Origin of the sequence: Salmonella sp. SJTUF15591 (assembly GCF_043356435.1) — a bacterium.
Lineage (GTDB): Bacteria > Pseudomonadota > Gammaproteobacteria > Enterobacterales > Enterobacteriaceae > Salmonella > Salmonella enterica.
In genome coordinates, this window is record NZ_JBEUJO010000005.1 from 58,318 (window position 1) to 80,952 (window position 22,635).

Genomic DNA, 22,635 nt, shown 5'->3' on the forward strand with positions numbered 1-22,635 from the left:
ATGAATTTAAGCCTGGTGCGTATGTCACACGTTTTTGTCCAAACTATTAAACGATGCCTTTTGCGGTGGGGAATACCGGTGGGTATATCGTGTCTGGCGCTGACCGCATGTGTTCCCCATGCTTCACAGCAACTGCCCGGTAGCGCAGCGCAGGACACGCTCCCCCATTATCAACTGGCGGATTATCTCCCGACGGCGTGCGCGGATATCTGGTCGCTACGCGGGCAGGCGGTGGAGACGAATCCGCTGTACTGGCTACGCACGATTGACTGCGCCGATCGTCTGATGCCGGTTCAGTCGCGCGCAGAGGCGCGCGCGTTGACGGATGATAACTGGCAGAATGCCTTCAGGCGCGGGATCTTACTGGCGGATGCAAAAATTACGCCGCCGGAGCGGCGCGCCATAGTGACCCGTCTGGAGGCGTTAAGCGCGCAAATACCGGCTCAGGTACGGCCCGTCTACCAAATCTGGCATGACGGTCAGGCGCTGCAACTGGCGCTTTCTGCCGAACGTCAGCGTTATAGCAAACTCCAGCAAACGTCAGATAGTGAGCTGGATGCGCTGCGCCAGCAGCAACAGGCCTTGCAAACGCAGCTCGATCTTACCACCCGTAAGCTGGAGAGTTTAACCGATATTGAGCGCCAGCTTTCGACACGAAAACCGGCAGGGAATTACAACGCCGATACGCCGCATACGAATGACAAACCCGCGACGTCTGAAGATGGCGCGGCGCCGTCGCCGTCACAAGATGAGGTAACGCCATGATAAGCCGTAAACCGGCGCACCTGCTGCTGGTCGATGACGATCCCGGGTTACTGAAATTGCTCGGTATGCGCCTGACCAGTGAAGGATACAGCGTCGTGACTGCAGAGAGCGGCCAGGAAGGACTGCGGGTACTGCATCGGGAAAAAGTGGATCTGGTAATAAGCGACCTGCGCATGGACGAAATGGATGGTATGCAACTGTTCACAGAAATTCAGAAAGTACAGCCGGGAATGCCGGTTATCATTCTGACGGCGCATGGTTCTATTCCGGATGCGGTGGCCGCTACCCAGAAAGGCGTATTCAGCTTTTTGACGAAGCCGATCGACAGAGACGCGTTATATAAAGCGATAGATGAAGCGCTGGAGCAGTCCGCTCCCGCGACGGACGATAGCTGGCGCAACGCTATCGTTACCCGTAGCCCGCTGATGCTGCGACTGCTTGAACAGGCGCGCATGGTCGCGCAGTCGGATGTCAGCGTATTGATTAACGGACAAAGCGGCACCGGAAAAGAGATTTTCGCACAGGCGATTCATAATGCCAGCCCGCGCAGTAACAAGCCGTTTGTCGCCATCAACTGCGGCGCGTTACCGGAACAGTTGCTGGAGTCCGAATTATTCGGCCATGCGCGCGGCGCCTTTACCGGCGCAGTGAGCAATCGTGAAGGGTTGTTCCAGGCGGCGGAAGGCGGCACGCTGTTTCTGGATGAAATTGGCGATATGCCCGCGCCGTTACAGGTGAAGCTGCTGCGGGTGTTACAGGAGCGCAAAGTCAGGCCGCTGGGCAGCAATCGCGATATTGATATCGACGTGCGAATTATTTCCGCGACGCACCGCGATCTGCCGAAGGCGATGGCGCGGGGCGAATTTCGTGAAGATTTGTACTACCGGCTGAATGTCGTGAGCCTGAAAATTCCGGCGCTGGCGGAGCGTACCGAGGATATTCCGCTGCTGGCTAATCATATGCTCAGACAGTCGGCACAGCGGCATAAACCGTTTGTTCGCGCCTTTTCTACTGATGCAATGAAACGGCTGATGACGGCAAGCTGGCCGGGCAACGTGCGCCAACTGGTCAACGTCATTGAACAATGCGTGGCGTTAACCTCTTCGCCGGTGATCAGCGATGCGTTGGTCGAACAGGCGCTGGAAGGCGAAAACACCGCGCTGCCCACCTTTGCCGAAGCGCGAAACCAATTTGAACTGAACTATCTGCGCAAGTTACTGCAAATTACCAAAGGTAACGTGACGCACGCGGCAAGGATGGCGGGGCGCAACCGCACGGAATTCTATAAGCTACTCTCCCGTCACGAACTGGATGCGAATGATTTCAAAGAGTAGTTTTCATGCCGTAAAGTAGCGCGAAATATGTTACGTTTAACCGATCAAAACACAGGCGACCTTTTCAAGGAATAGCATGAAAAAGATTGATGCGATTATTAAACCCTTCAAGCTGGACGATGTCCGTGAAGCGCTGGCCGAGGTAGGTATTACCGGCATGACGGTCACTGAAGTCAAAGGCTTTGGCCGTCAAAAAGGCCACACCGAACTGTATCGCGGCGCGGAATATATGGTGGATTTTCTGCCGAAGGTAAAAATTGAAATCGTTGTGCCTGACGACATCGTGGATACCTGTGTTGATACCATCATTCGTACCGCGCAGACGGGGAAAATCGGCGACGGTAAGATCTTTGTCTTTGATGTCGCCCGCGTTATTCGTATCCGTACTGGCGAAGAAGACGACGCGGCTATCTGATGTGCCGATTCGCTGCCCGTCTCCTCCTTGTGGGCAGCGAACCACCGTTTAATCGCCCTGCGGTAGCGCCGATGTAGTCCGGGTGCAAACCCATCTCAGGCCGACAATGGCGACGATCAGCGCCACGCAACTTAGCGTCCACTCGCCCATTTGCGAGAAAAAGTGTCCGTAGGCGGCTACCGCCGTATCACTAATTTGCGATTCCGTGGTTTGTTGCGCGACGACGCCAGCCAGCCAGTTAGCGACCGCGCCGGTCGCCAGCATATAAATACCGGTTAGTACGCCCGTGACGCCAGGCAGGTTGAGGCGGGTAATTTGCGCCATCGCGACCGGATCAATAAACAGCTCCGCAAAGCCCATCAGCGCCAGCCCTGCGATCATCATTCCCATTGATGCCTGCCCGTCTAACCGGGCCTGATGCGCGTTTAGCGCCAGCAGCATAAAACCGCCGCCCATTAATACCAGCCCCACGGCAAATTTAAGCCAGACGCGCAGCACCGAGCGGGCGCTCTCTTTCGGGCTGCTCAGCCACGCCAGCACCACGCCCGCCGCCATCACCGCAATCGCATTGACCGACTGGAACAATGCGGTGGGGACGGTCATATTCAGCCAGTGGCGGTTGACAAAACGGTCGATGAATAAACTGATCGAACTTCCGCCCTGCTGCGCCAGAACCCAGAAGAGAGTGCCGGTGATCATTAACAGAACGATTTGCCACAAGGCGCGACGGTGTTCGGGAAATTTAACCATAATACGGGCAATAAGTTGCGCCGCGAAGACGCAGACAATGGCCAGCACATAGCCAGACCAGTTATTTTCCAGCAGGAGGGTGAAGAATACCGGCGCGATACACAGCATTAATACCAGCCAACCCCAGGTTGGAAGGGCGAATTTAACCGCCCGCAGCGCGGGGCGATTAACACCGCGCGTCTGCTGAAAGTGGCGATGACCGCTTAAAAAGATGAGCAGGCCGATGAACATTCCGACGCCCGCCAGCGCAAAGCCGACATGCCAGCCATACCACTGCGCCGCCAGACCACAGGCGATCGGCGCGGCTATCGATCCAATATTCCCGGCGGCGTAGAGCAGCGAGAATCCCCCGTCGCGGCGGTTGTCATCAGGGGCGTAAAGTTCGCCCAGCAGACAGCTAATATTGGATTTAAACAAGCCGTAGCCGCAGATAATAATGGCCAGCGCCGCATATAAACTCAGCGTTGAATCAGATTCTAAGCCCAATACCACATGACCCAGCGTCATCAATAAGGCGCCGGTGATAACCGCCACGCGGTTGCCAAGCAGGCGGTCGGCAAGCCAGCCGCCAAGAATAGGGGTAACGTAAACTAAAGAGGCGTAGGCGCTGAAGAGGTTGATCGCGTGGCTGTCATTAAAACCAAGCTGGTGGGTAAGATAAAGGATGAGTAAGGCACGCATGCCGTAAAAGCTGAAGTATTCCCAAATTTGAATCGCCACGATGTAAAAAATCGCGCGCGGTTGTGAGGGTGTTTTCATAAAGTCTCCTTGCTGCGTGAAAAAAGGGAAGTGGCAAGCCACTTCCCTTTGGTACTTATTTCGTATTTTCTTTCAGCACCTTAACGGTGTAACGTCCGTCTGCCTGACGATAGGCGCCGTGGATATCTGTTTCGAAGCCCGGATAGTGAGCGCCGATTTCGCACAGCATTTGCAGGAATTCCAGTACCGGACGGCTTTCCTCAGTGATCATTTCACCAGGCATCACCAGCGGCACTCCCGGAGGGTAAGGAAGGATCATGTTGGCGTTGACGCGTCCAACCATCTCTTCAAGATACACCTCTTCCGTTTCGCCATGCAGCTCTTTCTGGAACGCAGTATACGGCGTCATCACCATTTTCGGCAGCACTTCAAACGCACGGTACATTAAGTCCGGCAGATTATGATGTTCGACCAGTTTATGAATATTCTGCGCCAGTTCCTGGATGCGCATATTTTCATAAAACTCAGGCGCTTCGCGGTACAGTGCAGGCAGAATGTTTTTGACGCGCAGGTTCAGGTCAAAGGCGCGTTTAAATTCAGTGAGCGCGCGCAGCAGGCTCAGAGCTTTGGTTTTGTCGATACCAATGCTGAACAGGAACAGCAGGTTGTATGGACCGGTTTTTTCTACGATGATGCCGCGTTCATCGAGATATTTGGCGACCAGACTTGCCGGAATACCGAACTCATCCATCGTACCGTCTTTCTTCATCCCCGGCGTCAGGATAGTGACTTTGATCGGGTCGAGGTACATGTGTTCGTTATCGATATTTTTGAAGCCATGCCATGCGCTATCTGAACGCAGCGGCCAGCACTCAGCCCCATCGATATGTTCCGGCTGCCATACGTCAAAGAACCAGCCGTCAGATTCGCTTTTCAGACGTTTAATTTCTTTACGGAATTTAATCGCACGTTCAATAGAGCCGTTAATCAGGCGTTTACCCGCATTACCTTTCATCATCGCCGCTGCGGTTTCAGTAGACGCTACGATACCGTAGTGCGGAGAAGTGGTGGTATGCATCATGTAGGCTTCGTTAAAGGTTTCTTCGTTAATGTCGCCTTTAACATGAATCATGGATGCCTGTGAAAACGCCGCCAGCAGTTTATGCGTGGACTGGGTTTCATAAATGATTTTGCCTTCTACACGGTCGCCGCTCATACCGCATTTACCCTGATAAATAGGGGAGAAATTGGTATAAGGCACCCAGGCGGAGTCAAAATGAATGGACTTCACATCCAGAGTTTTCTTGATGTAGTCAGTGTTATACAACAGACCGTCATAGGTTGAGTTAGTAATAACAGCATGGACCGGCCAGGTTGCGTTAGGCGTCTCTTTTACCCGTTTAGCGATAGTGGCGTGCTGGAACTCGCTTTGCGGGATACCGCCAAGAATACCGTAGGCGTTACGGGTTGGGCGGAAATAAATCGGCGTAATGTCGCTCATCATCATCAGATGGGTCAGCGATTTATGGCAGTTACGGTCAATCAGTACCGTGCTGCCTGCCGGCGCGGAGTACATACCGACGATTTTGTTCGCCGTAGAGGTGCCGTTCGTCACCATGTAGCTACGTTCGGCGTTAAAGACGCGGGCGATATACTCTTCCGCTTCTTTATGCGGGCCGGAGTGGTCCAGCAGCGAACCCAGTTCGGAAACGGAAATCGAAATATCGGATTTCATCGTGTTCGGGCCGAAGAAATCATAAAAGATGCTGCCGACGGGGCTTTTCTGGAAAGCGGTCCCGCCCATGTGGCCAGGCGTACAGAAAGTATATTTCCCTTCGCGCACATATTTGAACAGTGCTTTTGTCAGCGGCGGCAGAATATTGTCGATGTATTCATCGGTATTCTGGCGAATTTTCGCCGCGATATCGGCTGCGGCGCCTAAAGCATATTCAAAGAAGCGAACCTGCATTCTCAGATCGTTGAGGCTGACGTCCAGCGTAGAGTAGCTGTTGGCGAAGGCGTACAGCGGCATATACTCGTTCAGCTTGCTAATCTCTTCGCAAAGCTCAAGGTTATATTTATCCCAGTCGAAAATGACGCCGCAAAGGCGGGAGTTATTTTCAATCAGCTTCAGCAGGTCTTCTCGGTCGTTTGGATAGACGATACGGAAATTTAAACCTTCCAGTGCACGATGCAGTTCACGAATAGGCTCTTCTTTAAAGTAGACGCCCATGTGGTTCATGATAGCAATAACGTTCATAGTCTTGTTCCTGGTAAAGTGGGCCCCTCCCGCTACGCTATAGCAGGTGACGAAAGGGGCTTTGAGAAAAAGGAGTTAGCGGTTAAAGCGCTTCAGCCGTATTGTTGTCGCTGTCGTTGTTCTGGCGCTGGTGCATTTTGCGACCGTAGAACATCAGGATGATCAGACTGACGATAAAGGTGCCGGAGAGTTCGAAGGAGCTGGCGCCCATCAGTGCGATGAAGCAAAATGCGCAGCCCAGTACAGAACAAATCAGGCTTACCGAGTTACGGATGTTGAACCCTTCGAAGCGAATCAGGTCAACACAGGAGTAGAAGTACGGCAGCATGGTAAGCAGTACGGCAATCCCGGTCAGTTCGCCGAACAGGTCGGACGCTTTACCGCCGCTGGAGTTCATGATGGTGATCAGAATCATCAGCGCCGTCATTTTCACCGCAGCCAACAGCAGACCTTTTTTCGGAATACCGTTTTTATCCATTTCGCCGTAAATTTTCGGGAAGTTGCCGTCGTTGGCGGCGCGAACCCCAGCCTGGCCGACCAGCATCATCCAGGAGCCCAGAGACGTCAGGCAGGCGAAAGCGGTAAAGGCGGAAACCAGCGGCGCAGCCCAGCCACCCAGAATCGTGGAGGTACTGATAGCGAACGGCGCGCCGGAAGAGGCCATAACGGAAGCTGGGAACATCCCGGCGATAACCTGAGTCGCAGCGATATAGATGATGCCTGCCAGCGCGGTACCCAGCATGGTTGCCAGCGGTACGGTGCGTTTCGGGTTTTTCACCATGCCGGTGCTGACGGCGGCAGACTCAACGCCAACGAACGCCCACAGGCAGAGCAGAATACTTTTAACAATGGCGTGAGAGTCGGTCGTCGTAGACGTGTTCCAGTTCGCGTGATAGGTCGCGATATCGAACCAATGCCAGCCGGCGACTGCGGTCAAGACTACCGGGATCAGCACCAGGAATAGGCCAATCGTTGTTAAGCGGCTGACCCAGGCCCCGCCCAGCATATTAATAAAGGTGAACAGCCAGACGATAGCAATACAGGCAATACCTGCCGGTATTGGATTATTTAATGCCGGGAAGAATGTAGAAAGATAAGAAACAGCGGTAATACCGATGGCTAAGTTACCAATCCAGTTTGCGTGATAATAAAGAACGCCGGTCTGGAAACCAAACGCCGGAGATATTTCCCCAGCATAAGCGATAGGGCCACCCTGTTGCGGGTTTTTGGTTGCCAGCCTCGCATAAACATAAGCCAGCGACATTGCCCCAATAATAGAAATTACCCAGCCCCAGATGGCAATGCCACCAATACTGGCAAGGTTGGCGGGTAATAATGCAATCCCGCTCCCCATCATATTACCGGCAACGACGCCAGTACAGGCAAATAGCCCGATCTTTTTGACAGAACTCATGTTCATTTCTCCTGAGCTGTATTTTTAAGAACCGGGCTTATGCTTCATATATGCTGCGTGCCCGTTCAACTGTCGACAAGATTAACGAATGGGTTGAGATAAGTCCTAAAGAAAAAGTGAAATAAACACAAACATGAAAAAACTGATAGATTGATTTTTTTGAATTAACATATAAATATCATGAAAAATATCATGAAAGGATAAATATCGTTTAATTACAAAGAGTTATATTTACATATCTTTGCGATGAACATGTTGCCAAAATTAACATAAGCTATTTTTGGCAACATGTTTTTCACAAAATAAAAGCGAAAAATTTAATATCTTTTCGCTTTTATTTGTCATGGTTCAGCGTTAAATTTAATCTTCTGCCAGAAAACTATTCAGATAAGGGACAATTTTCTGAACGGATGTCTGAAATACGCCGTTCTCGATCCAGTACAGAGTGTTTTCACCTGGACGTAAATTAAAGGCGGTCAGATAGGCATCAGCGGCCAGACGATTCTCACCTTTCATTTCGTAAACTTTCCCCAACAGGACATAGTTAAACCACGACATTTCAAGCTCGATGCTTTTATTGATTTCCTCATACGCTGCATCGATATCACCTTTGCCTAACAGATCGACGGTCTTGATTTTATAATAAACAGACGTTTTCTCAACGCCCGGAATTTGATCTATTTGTTTAAACTCTTCGTTCAGTGCGGCCACTTGTTCTTTATCAAACGGCTGTTGTGATTGCCGTAATACATCTACCAGCACTTTATATTCATAGGCATAGTTGAAATCAGGCGTTTCCTTAATAATGCCATTCAGAATATCGCTGGCTTTACCTAGCGCCTGCGCATCGCCGCTCAGAATAAGCTGGCGCGCCTCATAAAAACGCATCAGCGCAGTATTTTGCGGCGTTCTGAACAGGGCCAGTTGTTCTCGCATACGATTAGGCCAGGGCTGTGTTAAAACGAAAGACAGGCTATTAAACAGATCATCCTGGATGGACAACTGGTTAGTATTGGTGACGAAATAACGCTTATCCAGCATGGTTGAACCATCGGCGTTATCAATGAGCACCACAGACATAAAGCACTGCTGCGCCCGATAGTGGCGCTGATTGACAAACTGAATGGTTAACGTCTTACCGGAGCTGCTTGGCTCATTGACCCGGTAATTGGTTTTATCGTGCACCATAAAGGTCGAGTAGGTGTTCAGCAGGTCGGTGATTAAGCCGCCCAGACCGATGGCGTAGGACTCCTGCGAGACCCAGTTATTACAGGAATTGCCGCCTTCAAAACGAACATCTATATCTCGTGGGTTAAGTAATAACCGCGTTTTTGTTACCGCGGCATTATGATCTACCACCGACATCACGATAAACACCACCAGCGTTGCCAGCGAGAGTAGGAACATTACCCACGTCCAGAAAGCGGCGATACGCGGCTTTTTCGCCTTTTTAGTCGGCGTTTGCAAAGAGGCGGGCGGCACAGGCGTAGCGGCAGTAACCCCCTCCGTCGGTTCTGCATTCGTCGCTGCGATCGGCGGCGGCGACGTTGATGAATTATCGATCTCATCGCTATTTTCTTCGCACCAGATAACCGGCGCCGTCAGCTTATAGCCGCGTTTAGGTACGGTAACGATGTATTCAGCATTGCTGTCTCCGCCATCTCTTAATGATTTGCGTAGTTCAGAAATGCTTTGGGTGACAACATGGTTGGTCACGATGGTGCGCATCCAGACATGATCAATAATGTTATCCCGGCTTAACACTTCATCCGGATGATGCGCAAAATACATCAGAAGATCGATCAGCCGTGGTTCAAGAGTAATCTGGCGTCCCTGACGACTGATCTGATTAACAGAAGGTGTAACCAGCCACTCTCCAATGCGTACAACAGGTTGCTGCATAAAAAGATGCCCTAACGAGCTAAGTCAAACGTTAATAATAACACGATTTGCACAGACTTTTTTTATTCCCCTTTTTTGTAAAAGAAAGGCATAAAAAGCAGCGCAATAAGCAGGGGAACGGGGAGGAAAACGGGCGTTCGCCTTAACGATAACGCCCGTTTTTTCAGAGGATTTCTTGCAATTACAGCACTTTATGCGGGCCGAAGCATTCGTAATGAATGTTTTCGTGATTCACGCCAAGGGAAACCAGTTGTTTTGCGGCAAACTGCATAAAGCCTACCGGGCCGCAAAGATAGAACTGCATTGCCGGATCGCTGATCGCGGCTTCCAGTTTGCTTAAATCCATCAGCCCTTCGCTGTCGAAGAGGCGTTGGGCGTGATCGGCCTCGGTCGGCTCGCGGTACCAGGTATGGGCAGTGAAACGCGGCAGTGTACGGCCCAGCTCGCTCACTTCGTCGGCAAACGCATGAACGTCGCCGTTCTCCGCCGCGTGGAACCAGTTCACCTGCGCGGTATGCTGTCCTTTCGCCAGCGTATCGAGCATCGCCAACATCGGCGTCTGGCCGACGCCAGCGGAAATCAGCGAAACGGGGGTATCAGCGGCGACATTCATAAAGAAGTCACCTGCCGGCGCAGCCAGATGCACCACATCGCCTACGCTGGCGTGATTGTGTAACCAGTTTGATACCTGGCCGCCGTCTTCACGCTTCACGGCAATCCGGTACCCTTTGCCATCGGGTTTACGGGTCAGTGAATATTGGCGGATCTCCTGATGCGCAAAACCTTCCGGCTTCAGCCAGACACCCAGATACTGCCCGGGACGGTATTCCGCCACCGTACCGCCGTCGACCGGTTCAAACTCAAAGCTGGTGATCAGTGCGCTACGCGGGGTTTTCGCAACGATGCGGAAGGGGCGCGTGCCTTCCCAGCCGCCGTCTTTGCTGGCGTTCTCGTGATAAATCTCGGCTTCCCGATGAATAAAGACGTTAGCCAGTACGCCATAGGCTTTGCCCCACGCGTCCAGCACTTCCTGGCCTGGGTTGAACATTTCGTCCAGCGTCGCCAGCAGATGCGTCCCGACGATGTTGTACTGCTCCGGCTTAATCTGGAAGCTGGTGTGCTTCTGCGCGATTTTTTCTACCGCCGGCAGCAACGCCGGTAAATTTTCGATATTGCTGGCGTAGGCCGCGATAGCATTAAACAGGGCTTCGCGCTGATCGCCGTTACGCTGGTTGCTCATATTGAAGATTTCTTTGAGCTCCGGGTTATGCGTAAACATACGGTCGTAGAAGTGGGCGGTCAGTTTCGGTCCTGTTTCAACCAGCAGGGGAATGGTGGCCTTTACTGTAGCGATGGTTTGTGCGTCAAGCATACGTGCTTCCTTTATGTGAAAATCTAATGATGTATATCAAATGCATCTTATAAAAATACCCTTGCATTGTAAATGGATCTTCTCTGCTTTACGTTATGGATGTAACAACGTGAAAAATCTGCATCACAAAGCTGAAAAGAAATCCGTTGAAATTCGTCAGGCTCTCGTTCAGGAAACCCTTATCTGACGCATAGGTAATCGTTTGCGTAAAAACCTTTGTCAAGACCTGTTATCGAAGAATGATTCGGTTATACTGTTGGCCGAAGTCCCACGGACTGCCTTTTCAGGCACAAATTTTATTGTTAGCTGAGTCAGGAGATGCGGATGTTAAAGCGTGAAATGAACATTGCCGATTATGATGCCGAGTTGTGGCAGGCTATGGAGCAGGAAAAAGTACGTCAGGAAGAGCACATCGAACTGATCGCCTCCGAAAACTACACCAGCCCGCGCGTGATGCAGGCGCAGGGGTCTCAGCTGACCAACAAATACGCTGAAGGTTATCCGGGCAAGCGCTACTACGGCGGTTGCGAATACGTTGATGTCGTAGAGCAACTGGCTATCGACCGCGCGAAAGAACTGTTCGGCGCTGACTACGCTAACGTGCAGCCGCACTCCGGTTCTCAGGCTAACTTCGCTGTTTACACCGCGCTGCTGCAGCCGGGCGACACCGTTCTGGGTATGAACCTGGCGCAGGGTGGTCACCTGACTCACGGCTCCCCGGTTAACTTCTCCGGTAAACTGTACAACATCGTACCTTACGGTATCGATGAGTCCGGTAAAATTGACTATGACGAGATGGCGAAGCTGGCCAAAGAGCACAAGCCGAAGATGATTATCGGTGGCTTCTCTGCCTACTCCGGCGTGGTTGACTGGGCAAAAATGCGTGAAATCGCTGACAGCATCGGCGCATACCTGTTTGTCGACATGGCGCACGTGGCGGGCCTGATTGCCGCAGGCGTTTACCCGAACCCGGTTCCGCACGCTCACGTTGTCACCACCACCACCCACAAAACCCTGGCGGGTCCGCGCGGCGGCCTGATCCTGGCGAAGGGCGGCGATGAAGAGCTGTACAAAAAACTGAACTCCGCCGTCTTCCCAAGCGCGCAGGGCGGCCCGCTGATGCACGTGATCGCCGGTAAAGCGGTAGCACTGAAAGAAGCGATGGAGCCGGAGTTCAAAGTTTACCAGCAGCAGGTGGCGAAAAACGCCAAAGCGATGGTAGAAGTGTTCCTGAACCGCGGCTACAAAGTGGTGTCTGGCGGCACTGAGAACCACCTGTTCCTGCTGGACCTGGTGGATAAAAACCTGACCGGTAAAGAAGCTGACGCCGCGCTGGGCCGTGCTAACATCACGGTGAACAAAAACAGCGTGCCGAACGATCCGAAGAGCCCGTTCGTGACTTCCGGTATCCGTATCGGTTCTCCGGCGGTCACTCGTCGCGGCTTCAAAGAAGCGGAAGTGAAAGAGCTGGCTGGCTGGATGTGTGACGTGCTGGACAACATCAATGATGAAGCCACCATTGAACGCGTGAAAGCGAAAGTACTGGATATCTGCGCCCGCTTCCCGGTTTACGCGTAAGCGTTTGTGTTGTGTAAATGTCCCGATGGCGCTGCGTCTGTCGGGCATTACTTATGCGCCATAACGTGACGCCGCCGGAAGTCATTATCCGGCGGCGTTGCCGTTTGAACTTCTCCCTCCGCCTGTTAACCTTATGTTACCCTTGCCAGCGCAACCGTTTACCGCCAGACTATCGCCTCCAAACGGGAGGGAATCATGGCATTGCATTCCACGCGCTGGCTGGCGCTCAGTTATTTCACCTACTTCTTTAGTTACGGTATTTTTCTGCCCTTCTGGAGCGTCTGGCTCAAAGGTCTTGGGCTAACGCCGGAAACCATCGGTCTTCTTCTGGGCGTGGGTCTGGTCGCGCGTTTTCTCGGTAGTCTGCTCATTGCGCCTCGCGTAAGCGATCCTTCGCGGTTGATCTCCGCGCTGCGCGTACTGGCATTGCTGACGCTGGTATTTGCGCTGGCATTTTGGGCAGGAACGCATGTCGCGTGGCTAATGGTGGTGATGGTTGGGTTTAACCTCTTCTTTTCACCACTGGTGCCGCTGACCGATGCACTGGCCAATACCTGGCAAAAGCAAATTACCCTGGACTATGGTCGGGTGCGGCTGTGGGGGTCCATCGCCTTCGTGATAGGGTCGGCGCTGACCGGTAAGCTGGTGAGTTTATACGATTACCAGGCGATTCTGGCGCTACTGACGCTCGGCGTCGCCTCGATGTTGCTGGGTATGTTGTTACGTCCCAGCGTGCCGCCGCAAGGGGAAAGCCGTCAGCAGGAGAGCGCAGGCTGGCCCGCCTGGCGTACGCTGGTGGCACAAAGTTGGCGTTTTCTCGCCTGCGTCTGTTTGCTGCAAGGGGCGCACGCCGCCTACTACGGTTTTAGCGCCATCTACTGGCAGGGGGCTGGCTATTCAGCATCGGCGGTCGGCTATTTATGGTCGTTGGGCGTGGTGGCGGAAGTGATCATTTTCGCCCTGAGTAAAAAGCTATTTCGCCGGTTTAGCGCCCGCGACTTGCTGTTGCTTTCCGCTGTGTGCGGGGTGGTACGCTGGGGACTGATGGGCTGGAGTACGGCGTTGCCGTGGCTGATTGTGATACAAATCCTGCACTGTGGCACGTTTACCGTTTGCCATCTGGCCGCCATGCGCTATATCGCTGCGCGTCAGGGAAGCGAGGTGATTCGTTTGCAGGCCGTCTATTCCGCTGTGGCGATGGGCGGCAGTATCGCGATTATGACGGTATTTGCCGGTTTTCTGTATCAACATCTGGGCGGCGGCGTATTCTGGATTATGGCGCTGGTGGCATTGCCCGCTATCTTCCTTCGGCCCAAAGTGGTTGCCGCGTCATGATTCCAGGATCTTGCGGATCTGCTGCTGCTGGTGCTCTGTGAGGGTGCGATCCGCATGAATTAATGGCGGTGAGAAGAGCGGTAGCGGCGTGGCGTAAGGGGTAACAATCAGCGCTACGCCGCGCGGGCATCCCTCTTTTTGAAACGCCTGGAGCGATATCCGTCTGATATTCAGCGGCAATAAGGTCAGTTCACGCAGTTGCTGCTCAATATGCGTCTCCAGCGCATCATTTTTATCCGCTAACAATACGATCTGTCTCTCATGCAAATCGTTATCCTGCATTAGCCAGGCGCCGAAAATCACTGCCACCAGCCCCGTCTCTTCCTCGGAAAAGTGGATACCATATTCGGCTTCAAACCCGGCGAGCGCCTCACGTGTGGTGCGAACCAGACGCGGATAAAGACGGTTGAACTCTTCCGGAAGCGTATTATCGATGCCAATCGTGAATAAACTTCGGTTCAGCGCCTGGGCGAGATGGACATACAGCTGATCGTTAAGCCCTTGTTCGTCGCTGAAGCGTACGTTCCCTTTCTCTCGAAAGCGCAGCACCAGCCGCGCCACCTCCAGTCGCAGTTGCTGCGCCCGTTGATGCGTGTCGCGAATCGGGTCGGGGAGGCGAATCATTGAAAACAGTAACGCCATAAACAGCGCTTCATTGAGCGGTGCGGCCTGCATCACGTGGCGCTGCCAGTGACGACCAATTTCCTGGGCGAGTGGATATTCCGCGCACGACTGCGCCCAAATCTGCTGTACAGGGTTGAACTCCGGGGTGATGCCGGCATGGTGTTGTAGCAGACAATACTGTAAAAAGAGACGCAGGAACTGCACGTCGCGATGTTCAAATGGTTTTTGCAACCGGCGGGCGCACAGATTGATGAGCGCGTGCAGATTAATATCGTCATACAGCGGACGCGCGATACCGCGCTGCTTTAGCGCGTTTTTTAAGGCCGGGGTAAACTGTTGCGTGACGAAGGTCGGGCATAAACGCAGGCCGCGCCTGAGCCAGTGTAAAAGGCAAAGGCGCTGATCGAGTGCTGTACCTTCGATCCGATAGCAACCGTTCTGGCATGTTGTGATGGCAAGGCGATGATAGCGCTGGATCTCCAGGCTTGTCTCAGTGATATCCTCACGGGCAGTATCATCATCAACGCCATTAAGCGCGCTGAAGATTTCCACCGTGGCAATTGGCTCCGGCTGGAAAAGCGTCAGCAATACCTGACAGCGGCGCTGGGGAGCGGAAAGTACAGATGGTGGGGCAATTGTCGGCATCATCTGTCAGGTCTCCCGTTAGTTTGTCTGGTAAGGATAGCTAAAGTTTGCGCGTGAAAAATGTGATAAGCGTGCTTTTAGGCCAGGAATGCTGAGGAACGTCACAGAATTTTTATCGCGAGGAACAGATGAAGCCAGTGAAACGCAGCGCCTTAACACTATTTCTTGCCGTTTTATCTTTCGTGGCGGCGGCGCATCCGCACAGCTTCATCCGTCTGCAAACGCAGGTGGTCAGTGAAAATGAGCAATTTGTGGCGTTAAAAATGCGCTGGACAATGGACGCGCTGACGTCCGCAGATCTGCTGTATGACGCCGGAAACGCGGCGCCGGGGTCAGAAATATGGAAAAAGTTGGCGGCGGAAGTGATGGCTAACGTACTTGGGCAGCACTACTTTACAGAAGTGTGGCGCAATGGCGCGAAAGTGAAGTTTAAAAACAGGCCGACAGAATACGGTATGACGCGTGACGCGCATCAGGCGGTATTGACCTTTACGCTGCCGCTGGCTGAACTGCAGCCGTTAAGCGGACAGACTTATACCTTTTCAACGTTTGATCCCTCTTATTATGTCGATATGCATTATGACCAGGACAGCGATATCACGATGCCGGAACCGCTGCGCGAAAAGTGTCGGATTCAGGTTTATACTCCTGCGCCCGGCGAAGAGACGCTACGTTTCGCCCAGTCGCTGGATAAAGAGGACGCGCCGCCGGAGGATATGGATTTAGGTAAACAGTTTGCCCAAACGGTGACCTTGCAATGTCAGTAATTTTTTCTCAACGCGCTCCGGGGCGACGCTGGCTCTCGCTGTGGCCACTGGTGTTATTCCTGCTGCTGATGCTGGTTGGCGGTCTGTGGATATGGCAGGCCTGGCCGCAGGTGATGTTGAAAAGCGCTCTTTGGCAGCGGGACGTAAATCAGCAGTTGAGCGCGCTGCTTAACGCGGTGGCGACGCATCCTGAGCGGGCGGGCGGATCGTTGCTTCTGCTGAGTTTTATGTATGGCGTGCTTCATGCGCTGGGGCCGGGACACGGCAAAGTGGTGATCGCGACATGGCTGGCGACGCATCCTTCGAAGCTGAAATCGAGTATCGTGTTAACCCTCGCCGCCGCGTTATTGCAGGGGCTCGTGGCTATCGGGTTGGTGGTGGGCGTGCTGACCGTATTGCAACTTCCGGCCAGGCAGCTCCATCTGAGTGGTTTCTGGCTGGAAAAGGGGAGCTATGCGTTAGTTGGCGGGCTGGGCATCTTGCTGTGCTGGCGGGCGATAAAAAGGTTACGCGCGCTGCTACGTAAACCTGTCTTTATCGCTTTTACGCCGCGCCATGTTCACCATGAAAAATGCGGCTGCGGACATCAGCATCTACCGACGCAGGAACAATTGCATAGCGGCGATGACTGGCGCGCGCGACTCATGATCGTACTGTCTATGGGGATGCGGCCCTGTTCCGGCGCGATAATGGTGCTGTTATTCAGTAAAGTGATTGGCGTTTTTAGCTGGGGAATGGCGTCGGTACTGGCAATGGCGGCGGGAACCTCGCTAACGATTACCTCGCTGGCGCTGCTGGTACACACTTTTCGTGCTCTGGCGGTGAAGCTCAGTGGAAACGAAGCGCCGGCGTTATGGCGGCAGGTAGGCTGGTCAACGCTGGCGCTGGCCGGAGGGGTCATACTGCTTGTCGCGGCGCTGGTCATGTGGTTTAGCGTGCCGCAGCCTGTGGGCGGGCTGCGGCCATGGCGTGGTTGATTAGTGCCCGGCGGGTTTGAGATGCATCCGCGCGACGGATTCGTCTTCGGCCCAGTAAATGCGTTCGGCGACCATCGCTTCCGGATTGAGCTGAACGCCGCGCAGTACCCGTTCTTTAAAACGCAGGTAGCCGCCTTTGTCGATCAGATGGCCCATATGTAGATAGATCGGTTTTCCGCCGAGCATCTCTTTTTCAAATTCATACAGGTTAACGATCACCTGCTTTATCACATCTTCAGTCACCCAGTTGAGGAAGAGCTTGCCGACGCGCGGCGTCTTTTTACTGGTGCGTCCGCCCAGACGGACTTGCCAGAGCTGATCCGGCTTACGTTGCCAGGCCAGCGTCGGACAGGCCAGCACGCACTCGCCGCAGCCGATACAGGCGGACTCTTCTTTGACCGCTTTGCCGTTCTTCAGCGCCAGGCAGCCTACCGCGTGGTGACTACAGGCCTTCACGCAGGCGCCGCAGCCGATACAACGATCGGCAGTGAAGCGCATTTTCGCCACGCCAATAATTCCCAGATCGGCCATTGACGCCTTCGCGCAATCATTCGGGCAGCCGACGATGACCGTTTTGAGATGATAAGGGCTGGGATAGACCAGTTTTTCAAGACGACGGGACAGACCGGTCGTGTCAGTGTTGGCTTTCTGGCAAATGCGGTTCCCCTGACAGGCGACAATATTTCGCCCGCCAATAGCGAGATAGCCCGCTTTGGTATCCTCAACCTGGACGTCGCACAGTTCTATTTCAATCTCGCGAAGAAACGGCTCCAGCGCGGCGTTCACGTTGTCGATATCTTCGTAACGGATACCCGGCATCGCCAGCTTCTGGCGGGTAGTGAGGTGAATTTGTCCGTTGCCCCAGGTTTCGGCGATGTCACGCGCCACCGTTAGCAAATGCGCGGGCAAAATACCGCCGGGAATGCGGACGCTGATCATGGCTTCGCCGCGCACTTTTGACAGGCGATATTCGTTTTTCGCACGGGCTTTAATGATATCAATATCAATGCTCATGATGTTCTCCTTAATCGGCAAAACGTTGCGCGACGGCGTAGTTAAATATCGGGCCGTCGGTGCAGACATACACTTCGCCCATACGGCAGTGGCCGCACTTCCCGACGGAGCAGGCCATCCGGCGTTCGTAGTCCACCCAAATTTGCTCCGGCTTGAGCCCTTTTTGCAGCAGCATTTTTACGGTAAAGGTAATCATTATTGGCGGCCCAACGACGATGGCCTGCATGGTGTCGATATCGCTAAGCGTCATGTCGGCAAGCCGATCGGTCACCCGGCCAATCTGGTAACGGTCATCAGCCTCGCCTTCATCCAGCGTGAGCACCAGATTATGTTTGCCGCGCCACGTCGCCATTTCTTCTTTGTACAGCACGCAATCGCGATTTTTATAGCCGAGAATCATATCCAGTTGACCAATTTCCTGGGGATTCTCAACGAAATAGCGCATTAAGCCTTTCACCGGCGCGACGCCCGTGCCGCCTGCGACAACCAGTAAGGGTTTATGGCGCAGCGTATCGACCGGATAGCCATTGCCATAGCAGCCGCGTAGCCACACGTTGTCGCCTTCTTTCAGCGTAAAGAGGGCGCTGGTCACTTTTCCGACATTACGAATCAGCAGATCTATCCAGCCGTCGCCATAGTCGGAAACGGAGATGGGCGCTTCGCCGACGCGCGGCAGCGACACCTCAACAAATTGCCCCCAGTGCGCGGGAAAATCGACGGCCACGCGGAAATTCCACTCCAGCGGCGTGTGGCGAGTAATACTGAGGATGCGGTACGCCGCAGGCAGCAAACTGTGCTGCGGTTTATCATGACAGGAACAATGTGACATGCGTTATGCCTCCTCTGCCAGCGCCTGCCGAACGGCAGCGGTCATTTTATTGATAATCAAAGAAAATTTGATGTATTGCGGGCAGCGATCGTCGCAGCGGCCGCAGCCGACGCACATATGTTCAATGCCGTTGCGCGCTTTGTAGTCATTGACCTTATGCAGGGCGCGGTAGCGCAGACGCTCGCCGGGTTTTTCGCGAAAACCATGACCGCCGGCCATGTCGCTAAAGCCCGGCACCATGCAGCTTGCCCACTGGCGACGGCGTTCGCCGCGCTGCGGATTTTCATCATAGGCGACGTCAAAGACGCTATAGCAGGTACAGGTTGGGCACCCGGTAGTGCAGCGGCCACAACTGATGCAGCGGCTGTCGTAAGCGTCCCATAGCGGGTGGCGGGTGAGAATGTCGCGAATTTTTTGCGGATCGCGGCAAACGCTGTCCGGCGTGACGACGGTTTCCCGGTTTTCGCTGACGAAAGAGGGGGTATAGTCAGCCTCCTGCCCCAGACCTTGTATCGCCGCCTCGATAAAGGGATCGCGGATGCTGACAAGCGCGCCCTCATCGCTAAAACGCATGGCGGCGCTATAACAGTCAGTTTTATTAGTACCCATTGAGACGCAGAAACAATTTTCGAAGCTTTCTTCACACTCAATAAGGACGAAACGAATATGCTCCCGTAGCAGTTGATAACTGTAATCGGAATTATTCCCATTTGATAAATACATATAATCCAGCCGCGACATGGCGTTAATGTCGCAGGCGCGGGCAAAGATGATTATCGGGGAAGTGTCTGTCTCGGCAATTTGAATGGTGTCTTTATCGAAATAAAAGAGCGTTTCGGTGATAGGGGCGATAATGGTATTCGGCGACATGTGCGATTTCTCGTGCCAGATGAGATCGCGCCAGCCGCTAATCCGTTGATAAATAATGTTGTCAGTGTCGGAAAAACGTCCGCCGCGAAACTCTGCGGACGGGGCAAACACGCGCCATTTTTTGTTTAATCGCTGGATAAGCAAACTAAACTCGTCAGGCGTAATTTTGATAGCCATCACATACTCCACAGTAATATTCAGGAAAAACAAATGAAAATAAATTGTTATAAAAATCAGTTGAATATTACTGTTACGCTAGCGCTAATCCATCGCCTTCGCTAACGGGAAAAAATGGTTTTTACTATCGGTATAATAAATATATTCTTAATCATAAAATATGCATATATACAGCGTCGCGCTATTTAGCGGATAGCGCGGTCTGAATAAATTTAATCATTGCATCACGGTAAAGGTTTGCATAACGTCCGGAAAAAGCATCAATGTGATCGCCGTCAGGAATGAAGATTTTTTGTTTGGGCTCCCGGGCGAGGGCATACAATTTCTCACTGTCCTGCCAGGGAATAACATGGTCTGCCGTGCCATGAAGAATCAATACCGGAATGGGGCTGACGCTGGCGATATTGCGATCCGCGCTATAGCGGTCATCAAGCAAATAGCCGCTGCCCGGGATCATCTGGTTGGCGATGGAGGAATAGGATAAAAACGTTGAGTCGAGGATAATCGCACGTATGCCCGCCTGGTCGGCGTAGCGCATATTTGCGCAGCCTACGCAGTGGCCTACGGCGGCCAGCACATTATTTCCGCCCAGGCTCTGCCCCAGCAGTACCAGGCGCTCGGGGTTAACGTCGGCGCGATGCCGCACATAATCTATCGCGCTTTTCGTATCGTCCAGTAGCCCCTCTTGTGATGGGGTACCCTCCGATTCGCCAAAACCACGGTAATCAAACATAAACAGGTTTACGTTGCGTTCTGGCAGCCAGCTGACTAACGGCCAGTGCGCCGACATATTTCCGGCGTTGCCATGGACATGAATCACCGTCGCGACGGCGTTTTCCGGCCTGCCGAAAGCAGTGGGAATAAACCAGCCGTGCAGATGCGTGCCATCTTTGGCGGTAAAGGTAATGGATTCAGCTTCGGCAGGGGTTGGCCCATAGACTTTATTGTCCGGGTAATAAAAGGCATTGATCGCTACGCGGGGTAGCAGGTAAATACAGACCACAATGATAAACAGAATAAAAAGGGATTTGACGATGCGTCGGGTATGTTGAAGGGTCATGTTCGCTTCCTTGCCGCTTTATGCCAATAGCGGAGCAGGGAGCGATCGTACAAAAACATGCAGGCAAGTAAAGCGATGAGGCTGTGTTTAGGAAAAACGCCTGAAAAGGCACGGCGGATGAGTGGCCCCATCCGCCGAAGAGACTTAGCGCTTCAGCGCATCGCTCAGTTCGTCGCGCATATTCGCCAGCATGGCTTTAACGACGCGCGGATTCCCCGCCACGATATTACCGGTCATCATGTAGTTATGACCGCCGGTGAAATCGCTGACGATACCGCCCGCTTCACGAACCAGCAGTTCGCCCGCGGCGAAATCCCACGGACGAAGGCCAATTTCAAAGAAACCATCGACACGACCTGCAGCCACATAGGCCAGATCCAGCGCGGCGGAACCGGTGCGGCGGAAATCGGCGCATTCGGTGAACAGCTTGCCGATAATATTAATGTAGGTGGTCGCGTATTGTTTGGCTTTGAACGGGAAGCCAGTAGCGAGGATAGTGCCGTCCAGATCGCGAGCGGTACTGCCGCGCAGACGGTAGCCGTTCAGCTGCGCGCCCTGACCGCGGGTGGCGGTGAACAGTTCGTTACGCATCGGATCGTACACGACAGCCACTTCAGTACGGCCTTTAATGCGTACAGCAATGGAAACAGCGAAGTGTGGCAGACGTTTGATGAAGTTGGTGGTGCCATCCAGCGGATCGATAACCCATTGAACATCCTGATCTGTGCCAACGTGCTCACCGCTTTCTTCGGTGATAATAGTGTGTTGCGGGTAAGATTTGCGAATGGTGTCGATAATTACCGCTTCAGCGGCCTTATCTACGTTGGTCACAAAATCGTTACTGCCTTTTTGGCTCGCTTCTACAGCGTCCGGAGTTTCATAGTTTTTGGCAATTACATTACCCGCCTTGCGCGCTGCGCGCACGGCGATGGTCAGCATCGGATGCATCGGTCTCTCTCACTGGATGTTAAAGAACGGGAAAACGGCGCAGAGTATAGCAGCGAGATCGGAATCTGTCTTGGTTTTATGGTAAGATGTCAGAATAATCTTTAGCTGAAGAAAGACAATGCTGCAAAACATTCGAATTGTGCTGGTGGAAACCTCCCACACCGGCAATATGGGCTCTGTGGCTCGCGCTATGAAAACCATGGGCTTAACTAACCTGTGGCTGGTAAACCCGTTGGTGAAACCGGACTCCCAGGCCATCGCCCTGGCGGCAGGCGCCAGCGATGTGATCGGTAATGCGCAGATCGTCGATACGCTGGATGAAGCGTTGGCTGGCTGTAGCCTGGTGGTCGGCACCAGCGCCCGTTCCCGCACTCTGCCGTGGCCGATGCTTGATCCGCGCGAGTGCGGCTTAAAAAGCGTGGCGGAAGCGGCAAATACGCCGGTTGCGCTGGTTTTTGGTCGTGAGCGTGTCGGGCTGACTAACGATGAGTTGCAAAAATGCCATTATCACGTCGCGATTGCCGCTAACCCGGAGTACAGCTCGTTGAATCTGGCGATGGCGGTACAGGTCATCGCGTATGAAGTCCGTATGGCCTGGCTGGCGACGCAGGAAAACGGCGACGCAGCAGATCATGAAGAGACGCCGTATCCGCTGGTGGACGATCTTGAACGTTTTTACGGCCATCTGGAGCAGACGTTGCTCTCCACTGGCTTTATTCGCGAAAACCATCCGGGGCAGGTGATGAATAAATTGCGCCGTCTGTTTACCCGCGCCCGCCCGGAAAGCCAGGAGTTGAATATTCTGCGTGGGATTCTGGCGTCTATTGAGCAGCAGAATAAAGGCAAGTAACCGCGTTAATGCCGCACGGAACGCTAAATACCTGACTAATTTACTCAAGT

19 protein-coding genes are annotated in these 22,635 nt (G+C 53.3%); 8 read left to right on the plus strand and 11 right to left on the minus strand.

Annotated features, from left to right (window positions below; translation table 11 throughout):
- The 3 genes from qseG (at position 1) to glnB (ending at position 2,514) form a co-directional block, all read left to right on the plus strand.
- Complete coding sequence (qseG, locus tag ABVM99_RS12960) at positions 1–765, plus strand: two-component system QseEF-associated lipoprotein QseG (RefSeq protein WP_001054239.1); 765 nt, start codon at positions 1–3, stop codon at positions 763–765.
- Positions 765–2,099 carry a two-component system response regulator GlrR gene (gene glrR / locus ABVM99_RS12965; RefSeq protein WP_024145489.1) on the plus strand — a complete coding sequence of 445 codons (1,335 nt, stop codon included), beginning with the start codon at positions 765–767 and terminating at the stop codon, positions 2,097–2,099. Before qseG ends, glrR begins: the two co-directional genes overlap by 1 nt.
- A gap of 76 nt (positions 2,100–2,175) precedes the next feature.
- Entirely contained in the window at positions 2,176–2,514 is a 339-nt protein-coding gene (gene glnB / locus ABVM99_RS12970; protein ID WP_000717694.1) for a nitrogen regulatory protein P-II, read from the plus strand.
- Positions 2,515–2,562: 48 nt separating this feature from the next.
- Here the strand turns inward: glnB and dtpD are convergent, their stop codons facing one another.
- The 5 genes from dtpD to hmpA form a co-directional block, all read right to left on the minus strand.
- The gene (dtpD, locus tag ABVM99_RS12975) at positions 2,563–4,023 is read right to left on the minus strand and encodes a dipeptide permease DtpD (RefSeq protein WP_000856793.1); all 1,461 of its coding nucleotides are present in this window, start codon (positions 4,021–4,023) and stop codon (positions 2,563–2,565) included.
- 55 nt (positions 4,024–4,078) lie between these two features.
- Positions 4,079–6,223, minus strand: coding sequence for a lysine decarboxylase CadA (cadA, locus tag ABVM99_RS12980; protein WP_001100652.1), 2,145 nt, complete (start codon positions 6,221–6,223; stop codon positions 4,079–4,081).
- Between the two features lie 82 nt (positions 6,224–6,305).
- On the minus strand, positions 6,306–7,637 hold the full coding sequence (gene cadB, locus ABVM99_RS12985) for a cadaverine/lysine antiporter (RefSeq protein WP_000100008.1): 1,332 nt from the start codon (positions 7,635–7,637) through the stop codon (positions 6,306–6,308).
- A gap of 360 nt (positions 7,638–7,997) precedes the next feature.
- Positions 7,998–9,539, minus strand: a complete 1,542-nt coding sequence (cadC, locus tag ABVM99_RS12990; RefSeq protein WP_023195389.1) for a lysine decarboxylation/transport transcriptional activator CadC — start codon at positions 9,537–9,539, stop codon at positions 7,998–8,000.
- Between the two features lie 181 nt (positions 9,540–9,720).
- The gene (gene hmpA, locus ABVM99_RS12995; RefSeq protein WP_023195388.1) at positions 9,721–10,911 is read right to left on the minus strand and encodes an NO-inducible flavohemoprotein; all 1,191 of its coding nucleotides are present in this window, start codon (positions 10,909–10,911) and stop codon (positions 9,721–9,723) included.
- Between the two features lie 324 nt (positions 10,912–11,235).
- Between hmpA and glyA the strand changes: the two genes are divergently transcribed.
- Positions 11,236–12,489, plus strand: a complete 1,254-nt coding sequence (glyA, locus tag ABVM99_RS13000; RefSeq protein WP_000919178.1) for a serine hydroxymethyltransferase — start codon at positions 11,236–11,238, stop codon at positions 12,487–12,489.
- Between the two features lie 195 nt (positions 12,490–12,684).
- Entirely contained in the window at positions 12,685–13,824 is a 1,140-nt protein-coding gene (locus ABVM99_RS13005; protein ID WP_001173729.1) for a 3-phenylpropionate MFS transporter, read from the plus strand.
- Here the strand turns inward: ABVM99_RS13005 and csiE are convergent.
- Positions 13,819–15,096 (minus strand): stationary phase inducible protein CsiE, encoded by a 1,278-nt coding sequence (gene csiE, locus ABVM99_RS13010; RefSeq protein ID WP_000982963.1) that lies wholly within the window; start codon positions 15,094–15,096, stop codon positions 13,819–13,821. The genes ABVM99_RS13005 and csiE overlap by 6 nt on opposite strands.
- A 125-nt stretch (positions 15,097–15,221) precedes the next feature.
- Here csiE and ABVM99_RS13015 point away from each other — a divergent pair, with 125 nt between their 5' ends.
- Both ABVM99_RS13015 and ABVM99_RS13020 read left to right on the plus strand, forming a co-directional pair.
- Entirely contained in the window at positions 15,222–15,860 is a 639-nt protein-coding gene (locus ABVM99_RS13015; RefSeq protein ID WP_023195387.1) for a DUF1007 family protein, read from the plus strand.
- Positions 15,851–16,837 (plus strand): nickel/cobalt transporter, encoded by a 987-nt coding sequence (locus ABVM99_RS13020; RefSeq protein WP_023195386.1) that lies wholly within the window; start codon positions 15,851–15,853, stop codon positions 16,835–16,837. Before ABVM99_RS13015 ends, ABVM99_RS13020 begins: the two co-directional genes overlap by 10 nt.
- Here the strand turns inward: ABVM99_RS13020 and asrC are convergent, their stop codons facing one another.
- From asrC to suhB, 5 genes are all read right to left on the minus strand, one after another.
- Positions 16,838–17,851 carry a sulfite reductase subunit C gene (gene asrC / locus ABVM99_RS13025; protein ID WP_000020685.1) on the minus strand — a complete coding sequence of 338 codons (1,014 nt, stop codon included), beginning with the start codon at positions 17,849–17,851 and terminating at the stop codon, positions 16,838–16,840.
- A gap of 10 nt (positions 17,852–17,861) precedes the next feature.
- Entirely contained in the window at positions 17,862–18,680 is an 819-nt protein-coding gene (gene asrB / locus ABVM99_RS13030) for an anaerobic sulfite reductase subunit AsrB (protein ID WP_000017587.1), read from the minus strand.
- Between the two features lie 3 nt (positions 18,681–18,683).
- Complete coding sequence (asrA, locus tag ABVM99_RS13035) at positions 18,684–19,727, minus strand: anaerobic sulfite reductase subunit AsrA (protein WP_000985209.1); 1,044 nt, start codon at positions 19,725–19,727, stop codon at positions 18,684–18,686.
- 181 nt (positions 19,728–19,908) lie between these two features.
- Positions 19,909–20,787, minus strand: a complete 879-nt coding sequence (locus ABVM99_RS13040; protein WP_000174944.1) for an alpha/beta hydrolase — start codon at positions 20,785–20,787, stop codon at positions 19,909–19,911.
- 144 nt (positions 20,788–20,931) lie between these two features.
- A complete protein-coding gene (gene suhB / locus ABVM99_RS13045; RefSeq protein ID WP_000553467.1) occupies positions 20,932–21,735 on the minus strand; it encodes an inositol-1-monophosphatase in 804 nt (267 codons plus the stop codon).
- A gap of 118 nt (positions 21,736–21,853) precedes the next feature.
- On the opposite strand from suhB, the gene trmJ reads away from it, so the two are divergent.
- The gene (trmJ, locus tag ABVM99_RS13050) at positions 21,854–22,585 is read left to right on the plus strand and encodes a tRNA (cytosine(32)/uridine(32)-2'-O)-methyltransferase TrmJ (protein ID WP_000940032.1); all 732 of its coding nucleotides are present in this window, start codon (positions 21,854–21,856) and stop codon (positions 22,583–22,585) included.
- The last annotated feature ends 50 nt before the right edge of the window (positions 22,586–22,635 follow it).

Coding starts and splice junctions, on each gene's coding strand:
- ABVM99_RS13020 (WP_023195386.1), top strand. CDS start 15,851: ATGTCAGTAATTTTTTCTCAACGCGCTCCGGGGCGACGCTGGCTCTCG.
- ABVM99_RS13015 (WP_023195387.1), top strand. CDS start 15,222: ATGAAGCCAGTGAAACGCAGCGCCTTAACACTATTTCTTGCCGTTTTA.
- asrB (WP_000017587.1), bottom strand. CDS start 18,680: ATGTCACATTGTTCCTGTCATGATAAACCGCAGCACAGTTTGCTGCCT.
- glyA (WP_000919178.1), top strand. CDS start 11,236: ATGTTAAAGCGTGAAATGAACATTGCCGATTATGATGCCGAGTTGTGG.
- asrC (WP_000020685.1), bottom strand. CDS start 17,851: ATGAGCATTGATATTGATATCATTAAAGCCCGTGCGAAAAACGAATAT.
- trmJ (WP_000940032.1), top strand. CDS start 21,854: ATGCTGCAAAACATTCGAATTGTGCTGGTGGAAACCTCCCACACCGGC.
- dtpD (WP_000856793.1), bottom strand. CDS start 4,023: ATGAAAACACCCTCACAACCGCGCGCGATTTTTTACATCGTGGCGATT.
- cadB (WP_000100008.1), bottom strand. CDS start 7,637: ATGAGTTCTGTCAAAAAGATCGGGCTATTTGCCTGTACTGGCGTCGTT.
- ABVM99_RS13005 (WP_001173729.1), top strand. CDS start 12,685: ATGGCATTGCATTCCACGCGCTGGCTGGCGCTCAGTTATTTCACCTAC.
- ABVM99_RS13040 (WP_000174944.1), bottom strand. CDS start 20,787: ATGACCCTTCAACATACCCGACGCATCGTCAAATCCCTTTTTATTCTG.
- hmpA (WP_023195388.1), bottom strand. CDS start 10,911: ATGCTTGACGCACAAACCATCGCTACAGTAAAGGCCACCATTCCCCTG.
- cadA (WP_001100652.1), bottom strand. CDS start 6,223: ATGAACGTTATTGCTATCATGAACCACATGGGCGTCTACTTTAAAGAA.
- suhB (WP_000553467.1), bottom strand. CDS start 21,735: ATGCATCCGATGCTGACCATCGCCGTGCGCGCAGCGCGCAAGGCGGGT.
- cadC (WP_023195389.1), bottom strand. CDS start 9,539: ATGCAGCAACCTGTTGTACGCATTGGAGAGTGGCTGGTTACACCTTCT.
- asrA (WP_000985209.1), bottom strand. CDS start 19,727: ATGGCTATCAAAATTACGCCTGACGAGTTTAGTTTGCTTATCCAGCGA.
- qseG (WP_001054239.1), top strand. CDS start 1: ATGAATTTAAGCCTGGTGCGTATGTCACACGTTTTTGTCCAAACTATT.
- glnB (WP_000717694.1), top strand. CDS start 2,176: ATGAAAAAGATTGATGCGATTATTAAACCCTTCAAGCTGGACGATGTC.
- csiE (WP_000982963.1), bottom strand. CDS start 15,096: ATGATGCCGACAATTGCCCCACCATCTGTACTTTCCGCTCCCCAGCGC.